This window comes from Kitasatospora sp. NPDC088346, from assembly GCF_044740765.1.
Taxonomy (GTDB): Bacteria; Actinomycetota; Actinomycetes; order Streptomycetales; family Streptomycetaceae; genus Kitasatospora.
In genome coordinates this window covers 48,386-67,845 of sequence record NZ_JBIURH010000041.1, presented here as the reverse complement: position 1 = coordinate 67,845, position 19,460 = coordinate 48,386, and the positions used below count along the sequence as shown (strand labels likewise).

Genomic DNA, 19,460 nt, shown 5'->3' with positions numbered 1-19,460 from the left:
CCGCCGCGAACGGAGCGATCTTCGCCTCCGCCAACGAACGCACCGCCTCACGGAGCATCTCGTGCTCCTCGCTGAGCCGGAAGAGGTCGAAGTCCTGACTCATGATGGGGATGCTCCTTAAGGTGTGGCACTCAGTACCCCTGATTATGCACACTCAGTGCCGTCCGGCCACCCTCCGGGCGGCATTCCGGCCCTCCGGCGGTGCTACCGTCCACCCATGAGCGAGGTGCGGGAGCAGGAACAGGTCCAGGGCGCGGGTGCGGGCGCGGCCAGCGGGAGGCCGACCACCCGGGACGCCCTGATCGAGGCGGCCTTCCGGCTGTTCCTGGAGCGCGGGTTCGAGCAGACCACCATCGACGACATCACCGGTCTGGCGGGCGTCGGCCGGCGGTCGTTCTTCCGCTACTTCCCCTCGAAGGAGGACGTGGTCTTCCCCGACCACGAGGGCGCGCTGGCCGAGATGACCGCCTTCCTGGAGGACTGCGGCGACGGCGGCGACCCGGTGGTCCAGGTGTGCGACGCGGCCCGCCTGGTGCTGCGGATGTACGCGGCCAACCCGACCTTCTCGGTCGAGCGCTACCTGCTCACCCGGAAGGTCCCCACGCTTCGGATCCACGAGCTGTCCGTCGTCTGGCGCTACGAGCGCACGCTCGCCGCCCACCTCCGGGCCCGCTACTCGGCGCGGTCCGACGGGGCGCTGCGGGCCGACGTGGTGGCCGCGGCCGTGGTCGCGGCGCACAACCACGCGCTGCGCACCTGGCTGCGCTCGGGCGGGGCCGGTGACGTCCGGGAGGCCGTCGACCGGGCGCTGGAGTTCGTCGTCGGGACCTGGAGCGGGCAGCCGCGACCCGACGGCGGGGACGGCCCGGCGCCCGCCGAGGACGTGGTGGTCCTGGTGGCCCGGCGCGGCACCCCGATGTGGCGGGTGGTGCAGGGCGTCGAGTCCGCGCTGGACGGCTGAGCGCGTCACCGCCGCGGCCGCCGGACGCCCCGGACGGGCGGCAGGCCCACGGAGGGAACTCAGTGCCTTTACACGGGGCACTGAGTGCCATATCTTCCTGAGCAGCATCCACCGGGAAGGAGCCGGACATGGTCAGCACTGGCAACTGGTCGTCGGCGTTCCGCGGAGGTGCGCGATGACACCGCTCACCGCCCTGGCACCCACCGGGCTGATCACCGCACCGCCGGCCGGCACCGGCGGCGAGGCCGCCCTGCGCTACCACCTGTGCCACTGGTGCCGCTCCGCGATGCCCGCGGGCTGCCTGCTCTGCACGGTCTGCGGCTCCGCCGACCTCGTCCAGCAGCTCAGCGCCGGCGCCGGCACCGTCCGGCGGCTGCTGCGCCCGACCCGTCGGGGCCTCTACCCCGGCCGCCCGTACCTGGTGGCCCTGGACGAGGGCTTCACCGTCCAGGCCGGCGTGATCGGGGGTCTGCCCGGCGCCGTGCCGATCGGAGCCCGCGTCCAGCTCGCCGTCTCGGACGACGACGGGCGCCTGCTCACCTTCCGGCTCTGCGCGACGGCCCCCACCGGACCGGCCGCCTGGACCGCCTGACCCCCACCGCCCTCCGTCACCGCCCACGGCGACCGCAGCACTTCCCACCGGCCGGCCGGATCCCCCCGGATCCGGCCGGCCGTCGTCGTGCCCGGGGGCCGAGCGCGCCGTCGAAGCGGCGGTGATCCGGCGTCGATCGTCGGTCGATCGGCGCTTCCTAAGGTGGTCCCGGCCGCCCGGGAACCCCCGGAGGCCGCCGCCGCGGACGGGGGCGCGGCCTCGATCCGAGGAGCCACCATGATCGACCTTGACGAGCCGTCCGAGCCGGACCCCGGCGAGATCCCCGTCCCCGCCGAGGGCGAGCCGGCCGAGGACCCGACGGCGACCGGTTCCTGCCGGTACATCCGCAGGACCACCGTCTGACGACCGGTCCGGCAGAGGAGAAGGCACCGAGGAGAAGGCAGCATCCCGATGGAGGCACCCGCGACCCCCCGGGGCGGCACCGCCCCCGGCCCGTCCACCGTCCGGTGCGCGCCGGCCCCCCGGACCCCGGCCCCGGCCGGCACCGAACGGCCGGCCGAGGACCGCGGCGGGGCCGGCCGGTGAGCCTCCGGGAGCGGGCCGCCCTGGTGGTCGCCGCCACCGCCCGGCGGCTGGCCGACCCGAAGGCCGTCGAGACACCCGACGGGCCGCCGCCGTCCGCCTTCCGGGCCGGCAGCCTGAGCGACGGCGCACCCGGAATCGCCCTGCTGCACGCGGAGTTGGCCCACCGGGACCCGTCGCACCGCACCGCCGCCCTGCGCTGGCTGGCGCGGGCCGCCGACCTCGCCAGCCAGCCCGGGCAGCCGCCCGCCCCGGGGCCGCAGGGCCTGTACGGGCCGGTCGCGGCCCTGTCGTTCGCGCTGCACCGCGCCGCGCCGTCGCCGGACAGCCATGCCGGGGCTCGCGCCCATCTCGCCGACCAGGTCTCGACCCTGGCGGTGCGGCGGGCCGACGGCGAGCAGGCCCGGATCGCGGGCGGCCGCTCCTGCACCACCCTGGCCGGGTACGACACGATCTCCGGTCTCGCCGGGATGGGCGGTCACCTGCTGGAGCTCGACCGGCCCGGACCGACCGCCCAGGTGCTCGCCACCCTGGCCCATCTGGCCCTGCCCGTCCGGGCGGGCGGCCGCGAGCTGCCCGGCTGGTGGGTGGCGCAGGACGCCACCACCTACCGCCCGGTCCCGCCGGCCGAGGGGCACGCCAACCTCGGAGCCGCGCACGGGGTGCCCGGACCGCTCGCCCTGCTCGCGCTCGCCTGGCGCCAGGGGATCCGGGTGCCCGGCCAGCGGGCCGCGATCACCGCGCTCGCCCGGTGGCTGTGCGACCGCGCCGAGGAGGACGCCGCCGGTATCTGGTGGCCCGGCCAGCTCTCCCTGGACCCGGCGCAGGACGGCCGGGCCGGCCGCCCCTCCTGGTGCTACGGCGGTCCCGGCATCGCCCGCAGCCTCCAGCTGGCCGGCATCGCCCTGGACGTGCGGCCCTGGCGGGACGCCGGCGTGGCCGCCCTGGGCGACGCGCTGACCCGACTGGAGCGGCCCCGCTCGGCGCCGCTCGACGACGCCGGGCTCTGCCACGGCTGGGCCGGACTGCTCCAGACCACCTGGCGTGCCGCCCGCGACAGCGGCGACCCCCGACTCACCGCGCGGGTGCCGTGGGTCGCCGGCCGGCTGCTGGACCTGGTCGACCGCAGCGGCCCGTTCGGCTTCGCCGCCGGCCCGGGGCGACGCGACCCGGAGGAGCATCCGGCCGGGTTCCTGACCGGCGCGGCCGGCGCCGCCCTCGCCCTGCACACCTTCGCCGCCGACACGGCCCCCGCGACCGGGTGGGACCGGGCCCTGCTGCTGGCCTGACCCGCGCGGTCACGCGGCCACGCGGGTCACGCGGCCACGCACCGGGACGTCGCCGACGGCACCGCCGCCCCCGCGGCGCGGCTCGCCAGCGGGCTCGGTGATCGGTTGTTGATCGGGCGTCGAACGCGGCTCCGCACACTGGCTCCCGACACGACGTCCGCTCCACCGAAGGGCAGCCCGACATGAGGCCTTCCGCTCGCCGCACCCCCGCCCGCCGCACGGCCCGGACCCGGACCACGCCCGTCCGTACGACCGCCCGCCGCTCGGACGCCGACACCCGGTGGACCGCCGTGGCGGTCCTGGCCGCCGGCCTGGCACTCGGCACCGCCGCCATCGCCGACACCGGCCTGCTGACCCCGTCCCAGCCGGCGGCCGGCACCTCCCGCACCACGGCGGCGAACCCGATCGGGCCGACCTGGAACAGCACCGGGTCCTGAGTCCGGCCCGAGGCGCGCTACGCCGCCAGGCCGCCGAGCAGTTCCTCGACGTCCGCGACGTCCGGCAGCCCGAGCCGGGCGAACAGCGCGCAGGCGCGCAGCAGTCTGGTCCTGGCCTCCTCGGCCCGGCCGCGTTCGGCGAGCGTGCGGCCCAGCACCACCAGGGCGTGGCCCTGGTCCCGGTCCGAGCCGAGGTCCTCGCACAGCCGCAGCGCCGCCTCCGCCTGGGTCTGGGCCTCCCGGTGGTGCCCGAGGACGCGCAGGGTGTCGGCCATCCGGTAGCGGGCGTGGGCGACCCGCTGGCGGATCCCCGCGGCGGTCGCGATCTCCAGGCACTCGCCGTAGCGCAGGACCGCCTCCTGGTACCGGCCGGTGGCGTGCAGGGCGAGGCCGAGCACGTACAGCGCGTAGCAGGTTCCGGGCTGGTCGCCGAGCCGGCGCAGGCCCGGCAGGACGCCCTCGCAGGCGGGGACGGCCTCGGCGGCCCGGCCGCTGCGGACCCGGGCCAGGGCCGCGTTGACGGTGGTCGCGATCTCGCCCGAGCGGTGGCCGAGCTCACGGGCCAGGCCGATCGCCTCGTCGAAGCTCCGGATCGCCTCGTCGTGGCGGCGCAGGAGCTGGGCCACCAGGCCGAGGTCGTTGAGGGCCTGGCGCAGGACGGCGGTGTCCCCGGCCTCCCGGCAGGCGAGGACGGCGAGCCGGGCCTCGTGCTCGGCCTCGGCGAGCCGGGTGTCCTTGAGGGCTGTCGTTCCGCACAGGAAGCGGGCCCTGCCCTCCGCCCGGCGGTCGCCGCGGCGTCCGGCGGCCTGGGCCAGCAGCCGTCCGGTGGGGGCGAGTTGGCCGTAGCGGGTGTCCTGGTGGAACGGGCTGAGGGCGAGCAGCAGGTCGATCGCGGAGCGCAGCGCATCCCCGCCGGGGCCCTCCCCGCCCCCGTCTCCGCCGCCCCCGTCCCCGTCGTGGTCGGCGGCGACCTGTGCGGCCAGCGCCAGTGCGCCCTCGGACTCGGTGTCCGCCCAGGCGCGGGCCGCCGCGAGGTCGGCGAAGGCCGGGCCGGGTGTGCGCGGCGGCCCGAGCGCGCCGGCGGTCGGGTCGCCCGGCACGGCGTGCCGGAACGCCGCGCAGGCGGTGGCCAGTTGGAGGTCGAGCAGCCGGGCCAGGGCGTCCCGGACGTCCTCGCGGTGGGCCCGCGCGTGCTGGCGGCCGAAGGCCCGGAGCAGGTCGTGGAAGCGGTAGCGGCCGGGGGCGGGGGACTCCAGCATGGCGACGTCGACCAGGGATTCCAGCAGGTCCTCGGCTTGCCGTTCGTCCGCGCCCAGCGCGGCGGCGGCCGCCGCCAGTCCGATGTCCGGACCGTCCACGCTCGCCAGCAGGCGGAAGGCCCGGGCCTGGTCGGACGGGAGCTGCCGGTAGCCGAGTTCGAAGACCGGTTCGATGGCGAGGTCGCCGGCGCGCAGTTCGCTGAGCCGGCGGCGCTCGTCGGCCAGCCGGGCCGCCAGCAGCTCGACGGTCCAGCTCGGCCTGGCGGCCAGGCGGGCGGCCACGATCCGGACGGCGAGCGGCAGGTGGCCGCAGGTGGCGACCAGGTCACCGACCGCGGTCCGCTCGGCGGCCGCCCGCTCGGCCCCGACCACGCGGCCGAACAGGTCCAGGGCCTCGGCGGGTTCGAAGACGCCCAGGTCGGCCTGGAGGCAGCAGGGCAGACCGGCCAGCCGGGGCCGGCTGGTGACCAGGACGGCGCACTCGCCGGGGCCGGGCAGCAGCGGGCGCACCTGTGCGGCGTGCCGGGCGTTGTCCAGCACGATGAGCAGGCGCCGCCCGGCGGACATCGAGCGGAACAGCGCCGCCCGGGCCTCGGCCTCCGGCGGTACGGCCTCCGGCGCGAGGCCGAGCGCGGTCAGGAACCCGGCCAGCACGTGCCCGGGCTCGGCCGGGTCGTGGTCGGTGCCGCGCAGGTCGGCGTGGAGCTGCCCGTCCGGGAAGGCGGACCGGACGCGGTCGGCGGTGTGCAGGGCGAGCGCGGTCTTGCCCGCCCCTCCCATGCCCGCCACCAGGACGACCGCCGGGCCGCCGCCTGCGGGCCGCAGCAGCGCGTCGGCGAGCCGGCCGACCAGGTCGGACCTCCCGGTGAAGTCGGCCGGGGCGCAGGGGAGTTGGGCAGGTCTGGGGATCGCCTCGGCCGGGCCGGGGTCCTCCTGTGCCGCGCCGGCGGCGTCAGCCGCCCCGGGCCCGGCGGTCACCACCGCGGCCGGCGGCCGGGCCGCGGTCAGCTCCGGGTCGCCCGCGAGGATCCGCTGGTGCAGGGCGGTCAGCTCCGCACCCGGTTCCAGCCCGACCTGGTCGACCAGCAGGCCGCGCGCCTCGCGGAACACGGTCAGCGCGTCGGCCTGCCGCCCGACCTGGCACAGCGCCCGCATCAGCAGGCCGTACGGGCGCTCCCACAGGGGGTGTTCGGCGGTCAGCAGCCGCAGGTCGGGGACGGCGCGGGCCTGCCGGCCGAGCTGGAGGTCGAGCTCCAGCCGGTCCTCCAGCAGTGCGACGCGCAGCTCCTCCAGCCGGGCCCGCTGCCGTTCGGCGAACGGGCCGGGGACGGCGGCCAGCGGCTCACCCTGCCACAGTGCGAGCGCCTCCCGCAGCAGCGCCGCGGCCTGCGCCGGACGGCCGGCCGCCCGCTCCCGGGCCGCCCGGGCGGCGAGCTCCTCGGCCCGCTGCACGTCGAGGCCGGGCTTCGGGAGGACCAGCCGGTACCCGTCGCCGACCGACACCAGGACACCGGGCGCCGAGCGGTCCCGCTCCAGGATCTTGCGCCAGCGCCAGGCGTAGGTGCGCAGCGTGGTGATCGCCGCGGCCGGCGGCTCCTCCCCCCAGAGCGCCCCGGTCAGTTCGGCGGCACCGGCGCTGCGGCCGGGACGCAGCAGCAGCACCGCCATCATCGCCTGCTGCTGCGGTGCGCCGACCCCGAGCCGGTCGTCCCCCCGGTACACCCGCATCGGCCCGAGCACCTCGAACCGCAGTTCCCCCACCATCCGTCACCCCATCGTCGCCGCCGACCGGCGTGCGAACTGCCGATCATGCACAGGGAATTATCGACGGTCCGCCGTGCGCGAACATCCCCCTGACCGGCGGGTCCGGGGCGGCGCCGAGGTCCCGGGATGGGGACATCACGACCGTGGCCGGTGTGCTATGCGCAGCCGGCGGGCCCGGCGGGTGAGGCGGGCCCGGCGGGCGCACGCACCGACCGCCGGAACGGGTTCCCGTTCCGGCGGTCGGTTCCGCACGGCCCTGTACTGTCGGCACCGCCCCGTGCTGTGCGGGGCCCCGCTGCACCCTCCTGCGCTCCGCGGTGCGGCCCCGCGGGCCGCGTGCCGTACGGCGGGGTGGTCAGCCGGCGTCGACCGGGCTGCCGTCGCCGTTGTAGGAGCCCACCGTGTTGTCGCGGCCCACATTGAAGATGTCGTCGCCGGCGAGCTGGTTGCCGTCGCCGAGGACGATCGCCCACGGGGCGGTGGTGTTGTCGTAGTCGATGTCGGCCACGGCGACGCCGGGCAGGCCGCCCGCCAGGCCCGCGGCGGCAGCCAGGACCAGCATCAGCTTGCAGGTGCGGTTCATGGTGTTCCCTTCCTCGACGATGTCACGGCGACAGTAGGGTTCCGCACTCGCCGGGCCCGGGATCTTGGGCCGTGCGGGTGTGTTGGACACGCCGCCCCGTCGGGCCGGTCCGGCTACCGGGGAGTTGGGTTCCGGTTTCGCCGCTCTCCTCAATTCCCATGGATGCCAAGGGATTTGACATGAACTTGAGGTCACGGCGGCCGGGCCGGCGGGGGACGGAAAATCATCCTCCGATTCGTCCGTTCGACGGTTTTCCGACCCGCGGGCCATGGCATGCTGATCACCGTTCCGGGCCGGCGCCCGGGCCGGGCACCCCGGGGGGCGGTGCCGCGCCGGCCCGCACCAACACCACACCTTTTCCTTGGAGTTGTGACACCAGTGGGGACTTCCAGCGGCGCGCCGGGACGCGCCGCGAGCACATCCGGCCGGCACGGGCCCGCCACCGCCCCGCCGGAACCCGGCGGCCGACGGCGCGGGGAGCGCCGGATGAGGCCCGGTGGCGGCGGCCTGACGCTGCCCCGGCTGGCGGGCTGGCTGCTCGCCGACGTCCTGCTGATGCTGCTCGTGGTGGTGCTCGGCACCGAGGTGGTGCCCGCACTGCCGTCCGCCGGCACCGCCGCCGGGCCGGACCGGGCCACCGCCCCGGCAGGACCGCCACCGCCCGCGCCACCACACGGCGCCTCGTCCGCGAGCCTGGACCCGCAGAGCGAGTCGGTGGTCGCGCACGTCGATCCGGACGCCCTGCTGGGCGGCTCACCGGCCGCCGCGGCGGACCTGGCCGAGCAACTGCGCCGGGGCATCCGGCCCTACCGGTCCCGCCGGGCGGCGCTGGTGCTGGTGTGGGGCTCGGCGGCGGCCTGCCGGGGCTGCGCCGCCGACCCGGTCCGCAGCGCCGAACTGGCCCGGCGGGTGGCGCCCGGGGTGCCGGAGGTCGCACCGGAGTTCTTCCCCGCCTACGACCCCCGGATCATCCGCGCCCACGAGGACGGCGAGGGGCAGGTGGGCACCGTCCGGCTGGAGCTGTTCTTCGTCCGGGACTGACGGTCGCGGGGGGGCGGACCGCAGCGCGGGGCGGGCGGGAATGCCGAGCGAAAGGTGAATGTTCAACCAATCGCAGACACCACGACCACCCGAAGGGAGCCGCAGTGAACACCGTCCACCGCGAGGAGACCACCACGGAGCGCTGGGCCCGCGCCGAGCTGTTCTTCGAGTCCAAGCAGTACGCCGAGGCCGCCCGGATCCTCACGGACGTGGTGGCCGAGGCCCCGGGCCAGGTGGCGCCGCGGCTGCTGCTGGCCCGTGCCTACTACCACTCCGCCCAGCTGCGGCGCGCCGAGGAGCGGCTGCGCGAGGTGATCGCGCTCGACCCGGTGGAGCAGTACGCCCACCTGATGCTCGGCCGCACCCTCCAGCGGCAGGGCCGCGCGGCCGAGGCGCAGGCCTCGCTGAAGCTGGCGGCCGCGCTCGGCGGTGACACCGCCGGCTGAGGCCGCCGCGCGCGACGAAGGACGACACGGCGGACGGCGGGCGGGTTCAGGACCCGCCCGCCGACCGCAGGTTGGCGGGCCGGGCGTCGTCGCGCACCAGCGCGCCGGCCTGCTCCGCCGGGAGCGGCCGCGCGAACAGGTAGCCCTGGCCGAGCGGGCAGCCCATGGCCGCCAGCAGGTCGCGCTGCACGGCGTTCTCGATGCCCTCGGCGATCACCTGGACGCCGAGGGTGTCGGCGATCCGGGTGATGCCCTCCACCAGGGCGTACTGCTGCTGGGAGAGCCCGAGCCCGTCGATGAAGGACTTGTCGATCTTGAGGACCGAGATCGGGAACTCCCGCAGGTAGCTCAGCGAGGAGTACCCGGTGCCGAAGTCGTCGATCGCGATCCGCACCCCGAGCTCGCGCAGCGCCTCCATGTCGGTGCGCACCCGCTCGTCCCGGCGCATCAGCACGCTCTCGGTCAGTTCCAGGATCAGCGTGCCGGGCTGGATGCCGCTGTGCCGGACCACGTTGCGGACGATGTCCACGAAGCCGGCGTCCCGGAACTGCCGGGCCGACACGTTGACGCTCACCCGCAGCGGGCGCCGCCCCTCCGCGCCCCGGCGGGCCGAGGTGGACCGCTGCCAGGCCGCCGCCTCGGCGGCGGCCCGCTCCAGCACCCAGGCGCCGAGCGGCACGATCTGCCCGCTCTCCTCGGCGAGCGAGATGAACTCCTCCGGCAGCACCATGCCACGCCGCTCGTGCGGCCAGCGCACCAGGGCCTCGAAGGCCACCAGCCCGCCGTCCGCCAGGTCGACGATCGGCTGGTAGTACAGCGCGAAGGCGGACTCGGCGATCGCGTCGTCCAGGCTCTCGTTGAGCTCGTGCCGCTCCACCAGGCCGGCCTGCAGAGCCGGCTGGTACCGGCACCACTGACGCTTGCCGGAGGCCTTGGCCGAGTACAGCGCCAGGTCGGCGTGGGTCAGCAGCTCGGCGGCGTCCACGCTGTCCTCGGTGGTGGCCACCCCGACGCTCGCGGCCACCCGGACGGTGCCCGAACTCAGCCGGAACGGTTCCTCGAAGGCGTTCAGCACGGCGTCGGCCGTGGAGCCCACGTCCGCGGGCGAGAGCGCGTCCTCGACCAGCACGGCGAACTCGTCGCCGCCGAGCCGGGCGGCCGTGTCCGACGTGCGCAGCGCGGTGGAGACCCGCAGCGAGACCGCGACCAGCAGCTCGTCGCCGATCGCGTGGCCCTGGGTGTCGTTGACCACCTTGAAGTCGTCCAGGTCCAGGAAGAGCACGCCCATCACGGTGCCGCGGCGCTCACTGCGGGTGAGCGCGTGCCCGACCCGGTCCTGGAAGAGCACCCGGTTGGCCAGTCCGGTCAGCGAGTCGTGGAAGGCCCGGTGGGTCAGTTCGCGCTCCATCTGCCGCTGGTCGGTCACGTCGCGCAGGGTCAGCACCAGACCGCCGACGGTCGGGTCCTCGCGCAGGTCGTTCCAGCGCACCTCGACCTCGATCACGCTGCGATCGCTGCGCAGCAGCCGCCAGTGCTCGCGCTGTTCGGCCTGCTCCCTGGTCCGCATCCGGGCCAGCGCCTGGTGGAGCCGGTGGCCCTCCTCCGGCGGGATCAGCTCGCTCAGCCGGACGCCCTCCAGGCTGGAGTAGCCCAGCACCCGCTGCGCCGAGGAGCTGGCGTACCGGATGTCGTCCTCGGCGGTGAGGATGAGGATCACGTCCGAGGCACTCTGCACCAGGGTGCGGAAGTACGCCTCGCTGTTGCGCTGGTTGACCTCGCGGCTGAGCATCACCCGCTCGACGGCCAGCGCCGACTGGGCCGCCAGGATGTCCAGGGTGCCCCAGAGCGCGGCGAGCTGGTGCTCGCTGCCGCCGACGATCAGGACGCCGATCAGCGGCTCGCCCATCGGCCGGTTCTCCAGCGCGAGCGGGCAGATCAGGGCGTGCGACAGCCCGCCGAAGCGGCGTTCCAGGCCGCCGCCGAGCTCCTCCGCCGGAAGCAGCCGGCTCTCCTGGAGTTCGCTGTCGGGCGGCACCCGCAGCACCGTCTCGATCTCGCCCTGCCGCACCCACAGCTTCCCGTCGGCCCGCACGCCGAGCAGCGCGACGTGACCGGGCGGGGTGGGCATCAGCGCGGACACGGCGGCCTGCACCGCGTCGGAGACCTCCTCGAAGTCCACCGACCTGGTGAGTGACGCTCCGGCCACTCTCAGTGCCCGTTCGCGGGCGACGGCGTGCCGGTGCACCAGGACGATCCCGCCCAGCCGGGCCAGGACCAGCAGGAAGAGCACCGCCGAGAAGGTGGCGATCACCCCCGCGTGGCTGGCGTCGCCGCGCGAGAGGTCGATCAGCAGCATCGCGGGCGCGATCATCGAGGCCGCGGCGAGCAGCGCCAGCCGGCCGCCGGAGATGTCCAGCTGCTGGGCCGGGATCGGCCGGGTCAGCTCGACCATGGACGGGTGCAGCGCCGCCGCGCCCCAGGCGCAGTAGAACACCGCCCAGCCGAGGTCGACCGGACTACCGATCCGCCACACGCCGTGCAGCTGGATCAGCCCGTAGGCGACGTCGGCGACCAGCATGCCGAGCGTGCCGAAGGCCAGCAGCCACAGGGCCTTGCTCTTGCCCCCGCGTGGCACCAGCAGCCGCATCAGCATCGCCAGGATGAGGATGTCGCCGAGCGGGTAGGCGATCGAGACGGCCTTCTGGAACCAGCTGAGGTCCGGGTTGCGCTCGTACGGGACGATCAGGTAGATCCAGGCCAGCAGGGCCAGGCCCACGGTCAGGATCAGCGCGTCGATCAGGCTGCCGCGGTCCTGCTGGGCGGTGCGCCAGCGGATGAAGCCGGAGACGCCCACCGCGTACAGCAGGTACTCGGCGAGGTAGAAGCCGTCGGCGATGGACGGGAAATCGAACTGGGCCAGGTACTCGGTCTGGATGACCTGGGCGATCTCCCCGACCGTGAAGCTGAGGTTCGCGAGCGCCAGCACGTACCAGTACTGCGGGTGGGCGGGCCGGTTCAGTCGGGTGCCGACCACGATGGCCGCGACACCGGTGAGACCGATGCCCGTCCACCAGATGATCCGTTCGTCCGGATTCTGGTAGTACACGACGGTCAGAACGGCCATCCAGCCCAGGTAACAGGCCATCAGTCGTTGTCTTCGACGCGTCAACCGAGCTACCTCCTTCGCGCCGTGGCGGATTCTGGAGGGGTCGATGCACGAGAGTTGGCCGCCGGCGACGCGGAGGCAGGGAGCCCAGCGGCTCCGTGACAATGCGTCTCAATGATACCCAAGGCCATTCGGGTGCCTATAGTCGAAGGTATCGGGGCCGGCCGAGGTCCGCAGCGGACAGGCCGGATCGCAGCAGCTCACCGCGTGCCGGCTCAGCGTCGTGTTCGCGTCGGTGGCCGGGCGGAGCACCAGCCGCCGTCCTTCTGTCTCCACACTCCCGAGGTCAGGCCGGTGGACCAGCCGAACCGCACCCCACAGCCGCAGTCCGGGCCGTACCAGGTGCTCATCAACGACGAGGCCGTGCACGCCCTGTGGCCGGACGACCTCCCCGTCCCGGCGGGCTGGCAGCCCGTGGCCGGGCCCGCACCCCTCCCCCAGTGCCTGCACGCGGTCGCCGAACGCTGGACCGACCTGAGACCGGTCAGCCGCCGGTGCGGCGGCGTCACGGTGCACGGGCTCTTCCGCCGGCAGGCCGCCCGCACCCCGTCGGCGACGGCGGTGATCGGCGACGACGAGCGGCTCAGCTACCGCGAGCTCGACCGCCGCAGCGACCGCCTCGCGCACGCCCTGCGGGCCGCCGGCGTGGTGGCCGACTCGGTGGTCCCGGTCTGCCTGGAACGCGACGCCGACATGGTGACCGCGCTGCTCGCCGTCCTCAAGGCGGGCGGCGCGTTCCTCCCGCTGGACCCCGCGCACCCCGCCCACCGGCTGCGCCAGCTGGTCTCGGACGCCGGCGCCGCGCTCGCGGTGACCAGCAGTGACCAGCACGGACGGCTCGGCCTGCCGGTGATCCTCGCGGCGGACTACCGGGGCCCCGGCGGTACGGTCTCCGTCCCGCCGAACACCACCGTGCCCGAGGACCTGGCCTACATGGTCTACACCTCGGGGACCACCGGGGTGCCCAAGGGCGTCCCGGTCAGCCACCGGACGATGGCACTGACCGTCTCCCGGGCGGCCGAGGCGTTCGGGCTCGGCCCGGCGGACCGGGTGCTGCAACTCGGTGCGCTGGGCTTCGACACCTCGCTGGAGCAGATCTTCGCCCCGCTGCTCAGCGGCTCGGCGGTGGTCCTCGGCGGCCGCAGCACCTGGGCGCCGATCGAACTCGCCCACTGGATCCTCGAACTGGGCATCACCGTCGCCGATCTGACGCCCACGTACTGGCACCGCTTCCTTGACCTGCTCACCGAGGGCGCCCGCCCGCCGGCGTCCCTGCGGCTGATGATCATCGGTGGGGACACCGTGCACGCCGAGGACTGCCGCGCCAGCCTGCGCCGGATGCCCACCGCCCGGCTGATGAACGCCTACGGGCTGACCGAGGCCGGCATCACCTCGACGGTGTGCGAGATCCTGCCCGGCATGCTGGCCTCGCCCGCGCACGCGCCGGTGCCGGTCGGCCGCCCCCTGCTGGGCACCTTCGTCCACGTCCTCGACCACACCCTGCGACCGGTGCCCCCCGGCGAGCGCGGCGAGGTCTTCCTCGGCGGCCAGGGCCTGGCCCGCGGCTACTGGCGCCAGCCCGGCCTCACCGCCCAGCGCTTCCTGCCCGAGCCGTACGCCGGTGACGCCGGCACCCGGATGTACCGCACCGGCGACTCCGCGCGCTGGCGCCCGGACGGCAACCTCGAACTGCTCGGCCGGACGGACGAGCAGGTCAAGGTCCGGGGCTTCCGGGTGGACCCGGCGGAGGTCGAGTCCCATCTGACCGAGCACCCGGCGGTCGGTCAGGCCAAGGTCCTCGCGCCCGAGGACATCGCCGGGGCCAAGGCACTGACCGCCTTCTACACCCCGGGCGAGGGCAGCGGGCCCGACTTCCGGGAGTTCCTGGCCGCCCGGCTGCCGGACTACCTGGTGCCGGCCGCGTTCGTCGCGGTCGAGCGGATGCCGGTGACGCCCAGCGGCAAGATCGACCGGCAGGTGCTGGCCGAGGCCGGCCGGTCCACCGCCCGCGTCGCCGGGGGCGTGACCAACGGCGGCAACGGACAGCGTGCCGGCCGCAACGGCGGGCGGCGCGGCAGCGAGGCCGCCGAACACGGACTGGCGTACCTCTGGGCCCAGTTGCTGGACGTGGACACCGTGGCCGCCGAGGACGACTTCTTCGCCCTGGGCGGCAACTCCCTGCTGGCGATGGAGATGCTCGCCCGCGCCCGGATCATGTTCGGCATCGGCGTCGACCGGGTCCGCGAACTCACCCGCGCGCTGCTCACCGACCCGACCCTGGGCGCCTTCACCGCCGCCCTGCACTCCGTCCGCCAGAGCCCGGGCGCCCCGGCGAGGCAGCCGGCCGGCCAGCGGATCGACTTCACCGGCGAGGCCGAACTCGGCGTCCCGGTACGGCGGATCGACCCGGCCGCGACCCGGCCGGAGCAGCCCGCGGAGATCCTGCTGACCGGCGCCACCGGCTTCTGCGGCGCCCACCTGCTGCACACCCTGCTCGCCACCACCGACGCCCAGGTGCACTGCCTGGTGCGGGCCCCCGACCCGGAGCACGCGCTGGAACGGATCCGCGCGGCCCAGCAGCGCTTCCTGCGCCGGGACCTCGACCCGGCCCGGGTCCGCCCGCTGGTCGGCGACCTGGCCGAACCGCTGCTGGGCCTGGACCGGACCCGGTTCGAGCAGCTGGCGGGCAGCGTGGACGCCGTCCACCACCTCGGCGGGCAGGTCAACTTCCTCTACCCGTACCACCAGTTGAGGGCCGCGAACGTGGCCGGGACCCGGGAGGTGATCCGGCTCGCGGGCCACTCCCGGGCCATCCCGGTGCACTACGTGTCCACCATGGCCGTGCTGGCCGGCTTCGGCCTCGCAGGCGTCCCCGTGCTCGACGAGGACACCCCGCTCGACCACGCCGAGCACCTCTCGGTCGGCTACGTGGAGAGCAAGTGGGTCGCCGAGGCGCTGCTGCACAACGCCGCCGCGGCGGGGCTGCCGGTCTCGGTCTACCGGGTCAACGACGTCACCGGCGACCTCACCACCGGCACGATGAACCTCGGCACCGAACTCTGCGCGCTCATCAAGTACTTCACCGACACCGGCGAGTTCCCCGACGTCGAACTCCAACTGGACTTCGTGCCCGCCGACTCCTTCACCCGCGCACTGGCCCACCTGGCCACCGACCAGCCGGCCACCGGGCAGGTCTACCACCTCACCAACCCCAACCCGGCGATGCTCCCCGCCCTGACCGACCGGGTCCGCGCCAGGGGCCGACGGACCGAGCAACTGCCCTACCAGGAATGGGTCCACCGCCTGGTCGGGTACGCGGCGGGGCACCCCGAGCACCCGATCACCCCGTTCGTCCCGCTGTTCGTGGACCGCCCGGCCGGGGCCGGGATGTCGATCAGCGAGATGTACTTCCGGCCGACGTTCCCGCTGTTCACCCGCGACCGGGCCGACCGGGCGCTCGCCGGCAGCGGCATCGACATCCCGCCGGTCGACGCCCGGCTGCTGGACTTCTACCTGGACCGGCTGGAGGCCACCGGGTACCTGGAGCCGGCGGCATGACCAGCCGGACCACCGACTGGTGGCACACCCTGGAACTGGCGGCCGCCCCGGCCGACGCGCCGGCCGCGTTCTGCGCGGACGTGGGCCCCGACAGCCTGCTGGCCGCCTACCGGGCCGGCCTGTTCCCGATGCCCGCCGCCGACGACTACGGCCGCTGGATGAACGAGGCGCTGTACGAGGAACGGGTCGCCGCCGGGGCGATCGCGGTACCCGGCAGCGACCGCGACCTCCCGTACCAGGTCGCCTGGTGGTCGCCCGACCCGCGGCCGGTACTGCTCCCCGGCCAGGCCCGGCTGGGCCGCCGGCTGGCCCGGCGGCTGCGCAACCGGCTGGACTGGTCGACCAGCGTCGACCGCGACTTCGGCCGGGTGGTCGGCCAGTGTGCCGCCGACCGCGAGCCGCGCTGGCTCACCGAGGAGCTCCGGCGGAGCCTGCTCGCCCTGCACGAACGGGGCTGGGCGCACAGCATCGAGGTCTGGCAGGGCGCGGAGCTGGTGGGCGGCGCCTTCGGCGTCCGGGCCGGGCCGGTGCTGAGCCTGGACTCGATGTTCCACCGCCGGCCGGACGCCTCCCGGGTGGCGGTCGCCGACCTGGCCGCGCGGTTCGGCGCGGTCGGCGGGCGGCTGCTGGACGCCCAGTGGGACAGCCCGCACATCCGCAGCCTCGGCGCCCGACCCCTCCCCCGGCAGGACTACCTGGACCTGCTGCGCTCCGGCCCGCCCGTCGGCGCACCGGCCACCGACCTGCTGCCGGCCGGCCGGCTCGTCACGGCCTGATGCCGCGCGGCGCCGGCGTCAGCCGCCCGCCGCCGCGGGCTGCGGATCCGGCCCGCCGGCCGGCGCGGTCCACGACACCGCCGGGGCGCGCTCGGCGGGCAGCGCCGCGGCCGCCAGCAGCGGGACGGCGGCCGCGGCCGCGAAGGCCGGCGGGTACCCGTGCCCGGTGATGACGGCGCCGACCAGCGGCGGGACCAGCACGATGGCACCGTGCTGGCCCACCCCGTGGACGCCCAGCGCACGGCCGGCCCAGCGCGGCCCGGCGTACTCGGCGACGGCGGTGTTGTGCAGGCCGTTGGTGCTGACGGTCAGCCCGGCGGCCAGCAGCAGCGCGGCGGTACCGAGGGCCGAGTCCCGGGCCGCGCCCAGGGCCAGCAGCCCGAGGTCGGCGGCGGTGGCCAGGATCAGCACCCGCATCGGCCGTACCCGGCTGCCCACCCGGTCGGACCACCAGCCGGCCAGCAGCCGCACCCCGGCGCCGGTCAGGTTGGCCACCGCCAGGACGGTCCCGGCCAGGCCCGGCGACCAGCCGCGGGCGTCGATCAGGAAGACCAGCGCGAAGCCCGTGACGACGAACTGCGGCACGCACAGCAGCGCGGCCACCGCGTGCAGCCGCCACAGGTAGGCGCCCCGGTACGGCGCGGGGGCCGGGCCGGCCGCGGCGGGGGCGGGCCGGGGCGGGTCCTGCGCGAGGACCGCGATGGCGGTGCCCGCCACGGCGCACAGCCCGGCGCAGAACAGCAGCGCCGCGCCCAGGCCCGCGGCGGCGGCGATCGGCGGCAGGACCGCGGCGGCCAGGGCGGTCCCCAGCGGCTGCGAGGCCTGCCGGACCCCCATCGCGACACCCCGCCGGTCGGGCGGGAACCAGCCGATCACCAGCCGTCCGGACGCCGAGTTGACCGAGGAGCCGGTCGCCCCGGCCACCACCAGCAGTGCGCCCAGGGCCCGGACGCCGTCCGCGTCCGCCGCCACCGCCATCGCCGCCGCGGCCGGCAGCAACCCCGCCGCGAGCGCGATCCGTTCGCCGAAGCGGTCGGCGACCAGGCCCCAGCCCACCAGCGCGAGCAGGATCCCGAAGACCGGGCAGGACACCAGGACGCCGGCGGCCGGCAGGGACAGGCCGAACTCCCGCCGGAGGGCCGGCACCAGGAACGGCAGCCCGTAGAGCACCGTGGTGCTGGCGGTCTGCCCGGCGGTGCCGAGTCCCAGCATCAGCCACCTGCGGTGCGCGCGCTCCTGGTCCATGCCGGGACCCTACCGCCGGTGCCGCGATGTGAGACAGATCGTTCTGCATGTCGAGACGACTCCGGGAGCGGCGGCCGTGCACCGCCGCCCACGGTCCGTCAGGCCGTCGTCGAGGCCAGCGTGACAATGGTGATGTCCGACGGCGCCCCCACCCGCACCGGCGGCCCCCAGGCGCCCGCGCCGCGGGTCACGTAGAGCTGGGTGTCGCCGTACCGCTCCAGCCCGGCGACGGTCGGGTTGGCCAGCTCGGCAAGGTAGTTGCCGGGCCAGAGCTGTCCGCCGTGGGTGTGCCCGGAGAGCTGGAGGTCGACCCCGAACCGGACGGTCTGGTGGATGGTGACCGGCTGGTGCGCCAGCAGGACGGCCGTGCGGGCGCGGTCCCGGTCACCGAGCGCCTTGGCGTAGTCCGGGCCCTGGCCCTCGGCGGTGCCCTGGATGTCGTTGACCCCGGCGAGGTCGAACCAGGGCAACTCGGTGCGGGCGTTCTCCAGCGGGTGGATGCCGAGCTCGCGGACGAACTCGACCCAGGGCGCGGCACCGGAGAAGTACTCGTGGTTGCCGGTGACGAAGAACGCCCCGTCCCGGGCCCGGAGCTGAGCCAGCGGCAGGGCGGCCGGACCGAGCTCGGGCACCGTGCCGTCGACCAGGTCGCCCACCACGGCGATCAGGTCCGGCTGGGCGCGGTTGATGGTGTCCACGATCCGCTGGGTGTGCGCGCGGCCCAGGATCGGACCGAGGTGGATGTCGCTGACCACGGCGATCCGGTAGCCGTGCGCCCGGCGCGGCAGCTTGGCCAGCGGCACGGTCACCTGCTTGAGGGACGGCCCGCGGAGCACCCCGTACATCCCGGCGCCGACCACCATCGCCGCGGCGCCGCCCGCCGCGACCGCCACCGACCGGGCCACCAGCAGCCGGCGGCCCGGATCGGCCGCCGTACCCTCGCGGGCGGTCCCGGGGACGCCGTCCGGCGCCGGGCCCGGGTCCGGTACCGCCACCGCGCCCGCCCGCCGGGGCAGGCGCATCAGCAGCGGCCGGACGGCCTCCCCCACCGCCAGCGCGAGCACCAGGTACAGCATCAGCGCCAGCCACAGGAAGCCCGGCCAGGCGAACCACCGCTCCACGCCCAGCGGCAGCAGCCGCCCACCCACCAGCGCGCCGACGCTCAGCAGCGGCAGCACCACCGCGAGCACCGTGCCGACCCGCCGGTACCACCCGCCCGGCGCGGACACGTCCCGCACCAGCCGCCGCCAGAGGTACCACTGCGCAAGGCCGACGCCGCCGAGACCCAGCAGCAGGACGAGAACGATCACCATCGCGCCAGTATCCGTCCCACCCCGCCCGGCCCCCGCCGCCGGGTCGGCCTCCGGTTCCGCCCCGCCTGCGGTCCGGCGGACCGGTACGAGCACTCCACGGGACGCCGCCGGGCGGCGGCGGACGCCGGCGGACATCGGCGGCCGTGGGCGAGGCGGTGGCCGCTCCGCGGGCGAGGCGGTGGCCGCGATGGCCGCTCCGTAGTCGAACGGTCACCGCACGGCGAACCTCCGCGGCGGTACCTGTGAGGCCCGCCACACCGGCCGCGGGGACTACTGCCGCCGATAGTTGATGCCGGAGCGTGAGGGCGCGCCCGCGCCGGGTGTGGGGGCCGAGGACCCGCGAAGTCGGGTCCATCGGCCCTGGTCAGGCCAGAAGTTCCGGGCGGCGGGGAGGAAATGGTTTGGCGGATGTAACGGCCGGGTAAACCCTCCCGGCGCGCCCGTGGACCGTCCGGGCGCCCCGCCGTGACTACGACCGGCGATAGTT

General features: G+C 75.6%; 14 protein-coding genes. 9 read left to right on the top strand and 5 right to left on the bottom strand.

From position 1 onward, the window contains the following. The first annotated feature begins 217 nt into the window (after positions 1-217). From ACIOFR_RS33205 to ACIOFR_RS33185, 5 genes are all read left to right on the top strand, one after another. Complete coding sequence (locus tag ACIOFR_RS33205) at positions 218-961, top strand: TetR family transcriptional regulator (RefSeq protein ID WP_401003019.1); 744 nt, start codon at positions 218-220, stop codon at positions 959-961. 175 nt (positions 962-1,136) lie between these two features. After that, the gene (locus ACIOFR_RS33200; RefSeq protein ID WP_401003017.1) at positions 1,137-1,553 is read left to right on the top strand and encodes a hypothetical protein; all 417 of its coding nucleotides are present in this window, start codon (positions 1,137-1,139) and stop codon (positions 1,551-1,553) included. Between the two features lie 237 nt (positions 1,554-1,790). Beyond that, positions 1,791-1,916 carry a hypothetical protein gene (locus ACIOFR_RS33195; RefSeq protein WP_401003015.1) on the top strand — a complete coding sequence of 42 codons (126 nt, stop codon included), beginning with the start codon at positions 1,791-1,793 and terminating at the stop codon, positions 1,914-1,916. A gap of 179 nt (positions 1,917-2,095) precedes the next feature. Then, complete coding sequence (locus ACIOFR_RS33190) at positions 2,096-3,385, top strand: lanthionine synthetase C family protein (RefSeq protein WP_401003013.1); 1,290 nt, start codon at positions 2,096-2,098, stop codon at positions 3,383-3,385. 182 nt (positions 3,386-3,567) lie between these two features. After that, positions 3,568-3,822 carry a hypothetical protein gene (locus ACIOFR_RS33185; RefSeq protein ID WP_401003011.1) on the top strand — a complete coding sequence of 85 codons (255 nt, stop codon included), beginning with the start codon at positions 3,568-3,570 and terminating at the stop codon, positions 3,820-3,822. 17 nt (positions 3,823-3,839) lie between these two features. Here the strand turns inward: ACIOFR_RS33185 and ACIOFR_RS33180 are convergent, their stop codons facing one another. Beyond that, positions 3,840-6,845: an AfsR/SARP family transcriptional regulator gene (locus tag ACIOFR_RS33180; RefSeq protein WP_401003009.1), complete on the bottom strand. Its 3,006-nt coding sequence runs from the start codon at positions 6,843-6,845 to the stop codon at positions 3,840-3,842. Positions 6,846-7,200: 355 nt separating this feature from the next. After that, positions 7,201-7,428 carry a hypothetical protein gene (locus ACIOFR_RS33175; protein ID WP_401003007.1) on the bottom strand — a complete coding sequence of 76 codons (228 nt, stop codon included), beginning with the start codon at positions 7,426-7,428 and terminating at the stop codon, positions 7,201-7,203. 486 nt (positions 7,429-7,914) lie between these two features. Here ACIOFR_RS33175 and ACIOFR_RS33170 point away from each other — a divergent pair, with 486 nt between their 5' ends. Next, entirely contained in the window at positions 7,915-8,469 is a 555-nt protein-coding gene (locus ACIOFR_RS33170; RefSeq protein WP_401003005.1) for a hypothetical protein, read from the top strand. A 104-nt stretch (positions 8,470-8,573) separates the two neighbouring features. Continuing rightward, on the top strand, positions 8,574-8,915 hold the full coding sequence (locus ACIOFR_RS33165; RefSeq protein ID WP_401003003.1) for a tetratricopeptide repeat protein: 342 nt from the start codon (positions 8,574-8,576) through the stop codon (positions 8,913-8,915). Positions 8,916-8,961: 46 nt separating this feature from the next. Here the strand turns inward: ACIOFR_RS33165 and ACIOFR_RS33160 are convergent, their stop codons facing one another. After that, positions 8,962-12,084 (bottom strand): putative bifunctional diguanylate cyclase/phosphodiesterase, encoded by a 3,123-nt coding sequence (locus tag ACIOFR_RS33160; RefSeq protein ID WP_401003001.1) that lies wholly within the window; start codon positions 12,082-12,084, stop codon positions 8,962-8,964. Between the two features lie 291 nt (positions 12,085-12,375). Here ACIOFR_RS33160 and ACIOFR_RS33155 point away from each other — a divergent pair, with 291 nt between their 5' ends. Then, positions 12,376-15,639 carry an amino acid adenylation domain-containing protein gene (locus ACIOFR_RS33155; protein ID WP_401002999.1) on the top strand — a complete coding sequence of 1,088 codons (3,264 nt, stop codon included), beginning with the start codon at positions 12,376-12,378 and terminating at the stop codon, positions 15,637-15,639. Next, positions 15,636-16,415: a leucyl/phenylalanyl-tRNA--protein transferase gene (locus tag ACIOFR_RS33150; protein ID WP_401002997.1), complete on the top strand. Its 780-nt coding sequence runs from the start codon at positions 15,636-15,638 to the stop codon at positions 16,413-16,415. Before ACIOFR_RS33155 ends, ACIOFR_RS33150 begins: the two co-directional genes overlap by 4 nt. A gap of 18 nt (positions 16,416-16,433) precedes the next feature. Here ACIOFR_RS33150 and ACIOFR_RS33145 read toward each other — a convergent pair whose 3' ends face one another. Both ACIOFR_RS33145 and ACIOFR_RS33140 read right to left on the bottom strand, forming a co-directional pair. After that, on the bottom strand, positions 16,434-17,660 hold the full coding sequence (locus tag ACIOFR_RS33145) for an MFS transporter (protein WP_401002995.1): 1,227 nt from the start codon (positions 17,658-17,660) through the stop codon (positions 16,434-16,436). Positions 17,661-17,758: 98 nt separating this feature from the next. Continuing rightward, a complete protein-coding gene (locus ACIOFR_RS33140; protein ID WP_401002993.1) occupies positions 17,759-18,973 on the bottom strand; it encodes a metallophosphoesterase in 1,215 nt (404 codons plus the stop codon). Positions 18,974-19,460: the final 487 nt, after the last annotated feature.